Source organism: Rhodopseudomonas sp., assembly GCF_048594845.1.
Classification (GTDB): domain Bacteria; phylum Pseudomonadota; class Alphaproteobacteria; order Rhizobiales; family Xanthobacteraceae; genus Rhodopseudomonas.
In genome coordinates this window covers 1-7,836 of record NZ_JBMDXE010000229.1, presented here as the reverse complement: position 1 = coordinate 7,836, position 7,836 = coordinate 1, and the positions used below count along the sequence as shown (strand labels likewise).

Annotated in this window: 3 protein-coding genes; all 3 read left to right on the top strand. The window is 63.0% G+C overall.

Annotation, left to right across the window (positions count from 1 at the left end; all coding sequences use genetic code 11):
• On the top strand, positions 1–3,840 hold a 3,840-nt coding region (gene rpoC / locus ACOJTD_RS14710), incomplete at its 5' end, for a DNA-directed RNA polymerase subunit beta' (RefSeq protein ID WP_420133641.1).
• A gap of 447 nt (positions 3,841–4,287) precedes the next feature.
• Complete coding sequence (locus ACOJTD_RS14705; RefSeq protein ID WP_420133640.1) at positions 4,288–6,342, top strand: FAD-dependent oxidoreductase; 2,055 nt, start codon at positions 4,288–4,290, stop codon at positions 6,340–6,342.
• 131 nt (positions 6,343–6,473) lie between these two features.
• The coding region (locus ACOJTD_RS14700) for an ABC transporter transmembrane domain-containing protein (RefSeq protein ID WP_420133639.1) at positions 6,474–7,836 on the top strand (1,363 nt) is incomplete at its 3' end.

The window sequence follows — 7,836 nt, the reverse complement described above, 5'->3', positions numbered from 1 at the left end:
CCGTCGCGCATCGGGCAGCTGCTCGACATGACGCTGAAGGACCTCGAGCGGATCCTGTACTTCGAATACTACGTGGTGCTGGAGCCGGGTCTGACCTCGCTCAAGGAGCGTCAGCTGCTGTCGGAGGAAGAGTACCTCCGCGCCCAGGACGAATTCGGCCAGGACAGCTTCACCGCCATGATCGGCGCCGAGGCGATCCGTGAATTGCTGAAGGGCCTCGATCTCGAAAAGATCGATGCGCAGCTGCGCGTCGAGATGGCCGAGACCGACTCCGACATCAAGCACAAGAAGCTCGCCAAGCGTCTGAAGATCGTCGAAGCGTTCCGCTACTCGGGCAACAAGCCGGAGTGGATGATCCTGACCGTGGTGCCGGTGATCCCGCCGGACCTGCGGCCGCTGGTGCCGCTCGACGGCGGCCGGTTCGCGACCTCCGACCTCAACGACCTCTATCGCCGCGTCATCAACCGTAACAACCGGTTGAAGCGCCTGATGGAGCTGCGCGCTCCGGACATCATCATCCGCAACGAAAAGCGCATGCTGCAGGAAGCTGTGGACGCGCTGTTCGACAACGGCCGCCGCGGCCGCGTCATCACCGGCGCCAACAAGCGTCCGCTGAAGTCGCTCGCCGACATGCTGAAGGGCAAGCAGGGCCGGTTCCGTCAGAACCTGCTCGGCAAGCGCGTCGACTATTCGGGCCGTTCGGTGATCGTGGTCGGTCCCGAGCTGAAGCTGCATCAGTGCGGTCTGCCGAAGAAGATGGCGCTCGAACTGTTCAAGCCGTTCATCTACTCGCGGCTCGACGCCAAGGGTCTGTCGACCACCGTCAAGCAGGCCAAGAAGCTGGTCGAGAAGGAGCGGCCGGAGGTTTGGGACATCCTCGACGAGGTGATCCGCGAACATCCGGTGCTGCTGAACCGCGCGCCGACGCTGCATCGTCTCGGCATTCAGGCGTTCGAGCCGGTGCTGATCGAAGCCAAGGCGATCCAGCTGCATCCGCTGGTCTGCGCGGCGTTCAACGCTGACTTCGACGGCGACCAGATGGCCGTGCACGTCCCGCTGTCGCTCGAAGCGCAGCTGGAAGCGCGCGTGCTGATGATGTCGACCAACAACATCCTGCATCCCGCGAACGGCCAGCCGATCATCGTGCCGTCGCAGGACATCGTGCTCGGCTTGTACTACCTGTCGATCCTGCGGGAAGGCCTGCCGGGCGAGGGCAAGGTGTTCGGCGATCTGGCCGAGATGGAGCACGCACTGTTCTCCAAGGTCATTCACCTGCACACCAAGATCAAGTACCGCTGGGAATCCCTCGACGACGAGGGCAAGCCCTATATGCGGCTGATCGAAACCACCGCGGGCCGCATCCTGCTCGGTCAGGTGCTGCCGAAGTCGGTTAAGCTGCCGTTCGAGGTCATCAACAAGCTGATGACCAAGCGCGAGATCTCCGGCGTGATCGATCAGGTCTATCGTCACTGCGGTCAGAAGGAGACGGTGATCTTCTGCGACCGCATCATGGCGCTGGGCTTCTTCAACGCTTTCAAGGCGGGCATTTCGTTCGGCAAGGACGACATGGTCGTGCCGGGCTCGAAGTGGAAGATCGTCGATACCACCCGTACGCTGACGAAGGATTTCGAGCAGCAGTACAACGACGGTCTCATCACCCATGGCGAGAAGTACAACAAGGTGGTCGACGCATGGTCGAAGGCCTCCGAGGAAATCGCCAAGGAGATGATGAAGGAGATCTCCGCGATCCGAAAGAACGCGGACGGCGCCGACAACCAGGTCAACTCGATCTACATGATGGCCCACTCCGGTGCGCGTGGTTCGCCGGCCCAGATGCGTCAGCTCGCCGGTATGCGCGGCCTGATGGCCAAGCCGTCGGGTGAGATCATCGAGACGCCGATCATCTCGAACTTCAAGGAAGGTCTCTCGGTTCTCGAGTACTTCAACTCGACCCACGGCGCCCGCAAGGGTCTCGCGGACACCGCGCTGAAGACCGCGAACTCCGGCTACCTGACCCGCCGTCTGGTCGACGTGGCGCAGGACTGCATCATCACGCAGGATGATTGCGGCACCTCGCTCGGCATCAAGATGCGGGCGATCATCGACGCCGGCACCGTGGTGGCGTCGCTCGGTTCGCGCATTCTCGGCCGTACCGCGGGCGAGGACGTGCGCGATCCGAACACCAACGAGGTGATCATCCCGCGCGGCAAGCTCATGGAAGAGCGTGACGTCGAGGCGATCCAGTTGGCCGGTGTGCAGGAGGTGAAGATCCGCTCGGCACTGACCTGCGAGCTGGTCAACGGCATCTGCGGCAAGTGCTACGGGCGCGATCTCGCCCGCGGTACGCCGGTCAACCACGGCGAGGCGGTCGGTGTTATCGCCGCGCAGTCGATCGGCGAACCGGGCACGCAGCTCACGATGCGTACGTTCCACATCGGCGGTGCGGCGCAGATCAACGAGCAGTCGGTGATCGAGTCGAACTTCGAGGGCAAGGTCGTCATCAAGAACCGTGCGATCGCGCGGAACGGCGAGGGCCACAACGTGGCGATGGTCCGCAACATGGTCGTTGCGATCGTCGACCCGGACGGCACCGAGCGTGCGACCCACCGCATCCAGTACGGCGCGCGCATGCACGTCGACGAGGGCGATCAGGTGAAGCGCGGCCAGCGCATCGCCGAGTGGGACCCGTACACCCGGCCGATCCTGACCGAGGTCGAGGGCACGATCGATTTCGAGGATCTGATCGAAGATCAGTCGATCTCGGAAACGCTCGACGAATCGACCGGTATCGCCAAGCGTATCGTCATCGACTGGCGCTCGAGCCGCGGCGGCGCGGACCTGCGTCCGGCGATCGTGGTGAAGGGCAAGGACGGCAAGGTGCTGAAGCTGGCCCGTGGCGGCGACGCCCGGTACATGCTTTCGGTCGACGCCATTCTTTCGGTCGACGTCGGCGCCCAGGTGAAGCCCGGCGACATCCTCGCGCGTATCTCGACCGAAAGCGCGAAGACCCGCGACATCACCGGCGGTCTGCCGCGGGTGGCGGAACTGTTCGAGGCCCGCAAGCCGAAGGACGCCGCCATCATCGCGGAAATCGCCGGCACCATCCGGTTCGGCCGCGACTACAAGAACAAGCGTCGGATCTCGATCGAACCGATGGACAAGGAAGAAGAGGCGCGCGAGTACCTGATCCCGAAGGGCAAGCACATCCACCTTCAGGACGGCGACATCGTCGAAAAGGGCGACTTCATCGTCGAAGGCAACCCGGCGCCGCACGACATCCTGGCGATCAAGGGCATCGAGGAACTCGCTGCCTACCTGGTCAACGAAATCCAGGAGGTCTACCGACTGCAGGGCGTGTTGATCAACGACAAGCACATCGAGGTGATCGTTCGCCAGATGCTGCAGAAGATCGAGATCACCGACCAGGGCGAGACCGACATGATCTCTGGCGAACAGATCGACAAGATCGAGTTCGACGCGATCAACGCCAAGGCGAAGGAAGAGGGCAAGAAGAGTGCCACCGGCAATCCCGTGCTGCTCGGCATCACAAAGGCCTCGCTGCAGACCCGGTCGTTCTTCTCGGCGGCGTCGTTCCAGGAGACCACCCGCGTGCTCACCGAAGCCGCCGTCAACGGCAAGGTGGATCCGCTGGAAGGCCTCAAGGAAAACGTCATCGTCGGCCGCCTGATCCCGGCCGGCACCGGCGCCTCGATGGCCAAGATCCGCGAAGTCGCTCTCAAGCGCGACCGGCTGATCCTCGACGAGCGCGAGAAGCAGGCTGCCGTCGTGCCGCCGGCCGCTCCGGAAGCCGAACCGCTGCAGTTGCCGCCGGCGGAATAATCCGCCGCAGCAGTCGAACAAAGAAAGAGCCGGCGTGCGTACAGCACGCCGGCTCTTTGCTTTTGAACTCGGATGTCGCCGCGCTTCCTTATGCCTTCGTCCTCGGACGGCCCATCCGACGGGAGGAGTTGTGTACCTCCACTTAGCCCGCTCCGACGGAACCGATCGATGCCGAAAAAATGGCTTTGGACGCAATACGATGGCGGTAACCGAGGGCGTTTTTGTCTGTTCTCACGCTCCGTTCATCTTTCCTTCAGGTGAAAAGCGTCTTCCTGTTCATGAACGACGCGATCCTTCCGGCAGGGGCGCCGGTTCGACGTCAAAATCAGCCTTAAGCCATTGATCAGAAGCTGATTTTCGCAGAGAATCGAAGCAGCCCGAGCGCCGCAGAGTGAATCGGGTTTGGCGGCGCGGCGAACGGCCTGCGCCATGCGTTGAAAGACCGAGATGTTTGACCTTGCAATCGTTGGTGGCGGCCCGGGCGGCCTGATGAGCGCCTGGTATCTGAAGAAGAAGCTTGGCCCGTTGTGCCGGATCACGATTTTCGAAGCATCCGACCGCCTCGGCGGCAAGATCGTCTCCCGGACCTTCGATACGGCGCCGGCGCTGTACGAGGCGGGCGTCGCCGAGCTGTACGACTACTCGATGACCGGCCCGGACCCGCTGCGCGAGCTGGTCCAGCATTTCGGCCTGCAGACCATCCCGATGGATGCGGAGCAAGTGCAGCTCGACGGCGAGCTACTCAACGACGTTCCTGGGATGCGCAAGAAGTACGGCGACAAGACTGCCGAAGCGATCCTCGCTTTCCGCAAGAAGTGCTCCGAGCAGATCAGCCCCGTCGGCTACTACGAAGGCGTCGGCGCGCAGGACAATGAGCACCCCTGGGCCTGGGAGAACTGCGAGCAGTTGCTCGACAAGGAGATCGACGACCCGATCGCCAAGCGGTTCTTCAAGGTGATGGCACGATCCGACATCGCGACCGAGAGCCACAACACCAACGGGCTCAATGCGCTGAAGAACTTCGTGATGGATATCGACGGCTATATCGGCCTGTATTCGATCCAGAACGGCAACGAGCAACTGATCGAGGGCCTGCGCTCCGAAGTCGACGCCGAGATTCAGCTCAACCATCGCGTCCTCAAGGTCGGCAAGACCGAAAGCGGGCGCTACGAGCTGAACATGATGAACGGCAAGGGGCCCGAGACGCGCGACTTCGATCTCGTGCTGATGTGCCTGCCGCACAACTGGCTGGCGACGTTGTCCTGGGGCAACGAGCAGCTGCGCAAGGCGATGGTCAAGCACGTCGCTTACTTCGACCGGCCGGCGCACTATCTGCGTATCTCGCTGCTGTTCGATTCGCCGTTCTGGGGCGACAAGATCCCGGGTTCCTGGTTCATGTCGGAAGCCTTCGGCGGCTGCTGCGTCTACAACGAAGGCTCGCGCCACGACGTCGGCAAATACGGCGTGCTGAACTTCCTCGTCGCCGGCTCGGACGCTCTGGCGTTCTCGAACCTCACCGACAAGGAGCTGATCGACCTGGCGCTGAAGTCGCTGCCGGCCGCGATCGGCGATGCGCGCGATCATTTCCTGGAAGGCAAGACCCATCGCTGGCTGTCGTCGGTCAACTGCATCCCTGGCGGCCTGCCGGTGCGCGACGTGATGACCAATCATCGGCCGGAGCCGAAGAACCATCCGGGTTTCGTGATCGTCGGCGACTATCTATTCGACTCGACGCTGAACGGCCTTTTGGACTCGTCCGATGCGGCGACGGACATCATCGTCACCGAAACGATGAAGCTGCGCCGCGCCCGTGCGCTGGCGGAGAAGGCGGTGTCCGACAAGATCGATGCCTCCTATTTCGAGAACTACCGCAACCAGGGCCCATATCGCGAGGTCTGGCAGCAATTCACCAACCCCGATTATCTGCTCGAGATGATCCGGACGGTCTGGGACGTGCCGCAGGGCGCCAAGCTGCTGGTGGCCGGCTCGGCCAGCGGCGAGTTGGTCGGCGCGCTGCGCGAGCGCGGCATCGATGCCTGGGGCGTCGAGAACAACCGCGGCATCCTCGCCAAGACCCCAGAGGCGCTGAAGGCCTACAATCAGTTCGGCTCGATCGCCGAACTGCCGTTCGAGGACGACTCGTTCGACTTCGTGTTCGAGACCAGCCTGTGCCATGTGCCGGAGGCACGCGTCGTCAAGGCCGTCCGCGAACTCAATCGCGTCACCCGCATCGGCCTGGTGTTCGGCTCGGTCACCAGCGACATGGACCCCAAGGTCGTGGACCGCTACGACCTGCTGCGTGCCGTGAAGAAGCTTGGCACCTGGTGGGAGTGGTCGGAGCTGTTCTTCAACAATGGATTCGATCTGTCGATGCATCGCAATGATTGCAGCGACCAGCTCTGGGAAGCGACGCTGAAGGCCGGCAAGGGGCCGGGCCAGTGGTACGGCGACGCGGACAGCCTGCGCTATTCGTTCTTCGACAAGGTCGACGAGGAAGATTGAGCACGAACGGCTTGGCCGGAATGGCCGTCCTCGCTTAAGGATTGCGGCGCCGTGGCTCGAACGAGTCACGGCGTCGATCATTTTCGTCACCAGCCAGTTCGTCTCCCGCCGGCCAGCCACGGTTCCGCTTCATGACGCGCAAGCCACCCAATCCGCCCGCCGATGGCAGCCAGTCCCCCGCCGCTCCGCCGGCAGGAGAGCCGGCCGCGGAAGGCGCAGCCGCGTCACCGCTCGATGAGAAGTTCGCCATTCCGGTCGGCGCCGTCGCGTCGCCGGTGCCGAGCACTCGGCCGCCAGTGAAGCAGATCGTCCAGGACAAGACGCCGGATCCGAAAGCCAAGGCCAAGGCTGCGGACGACGACGAGGACGATGAAGACGACGACGATGATGATGAGGAACTCGTCGTCTTCACCGCCCGCGAGGCTGCCGGCGCGCTGGCGACGATCGCGCGGCATGTCCGGCCGATCCTGCCGAACTATCGCAAGATGGTGGCGATCGTGGTGTTCGGCGTGCTGGTCGAGACGCTGTTCAACGTGATCATGCCGCTCAGCCTGAAGTTCCTGATCGACGACGCGCTAGGCGAGGAGGACTTCCAGGAGTTGTACAAGATCCTGTCGATCCTCGCGGTGGCCGGCATCATCACTTCGATCGTGGCGGTGTGGTACGAGCGCTGGGACGCGCGGCTCGCCGCATCGGTGATCACCGACGTGCGGACGCGGCTTTTCGACCATGTCCAAAAGCTGCCGGCGGGTTATTTCGCCAAGACCAAGCGCGGCGAAACGCTGTCGCGATTCTCGATCGACATGGCGGCGTTCGAAAACGTGGTCGAGATCTTCGCCAATACGGCGATGCTGCCACTGCTGGAGCTGATCGCCGGCATCATCCTGATGCTGTTCCTGAACTGGCAGCTTGCCGTTGTGGCGCTGCTGATCTTCCCGATCACGCTGATCGGCCCGCGCATCCTGACGCCGAAAGCGGTGCAGGCGAACTACGAGCAGAAGGTCCAGGAAGCCGGGCTGCTCGGCATGGTGCAGGAAAACGTTGCCGCGCAGGCAGTGGTCAAGGCGTTCAGCCTGCAGCGCAAGATGTTCGGCTTCTTCACGCTGCGCAACAACACGACGCGCAACAAGATCGCCGAGGCGGTGTTCCTGCGCTCGATGGTCGAGCGTTCGGTCACGGTAGCGGTGCTGCTGCTGCATTTGGTGGTGCTGGCGATCGGCGCCTATCTGGCCACCAAAGGGCAGATCACGGTCGGCACTTTCGTCACCTTCGAGAGCGCGTTCTGGGAGGTGTCGTACAACATTGCCCATGTGATGCATTACATCCCGGTATCGATCGCCTCAGCGGCCGCGGTGCGCCACATGGAAGAATTGCTCGACGAGCCGACGCCGATCGCCGACCGACCAGGCGCCGCCGAGCTGCCGCGCATCACCGACAACATCGCGTTCGAGCGTGTGACATTCGGCTACGAGGGCGCCGAGCGGCCGGTGCTAG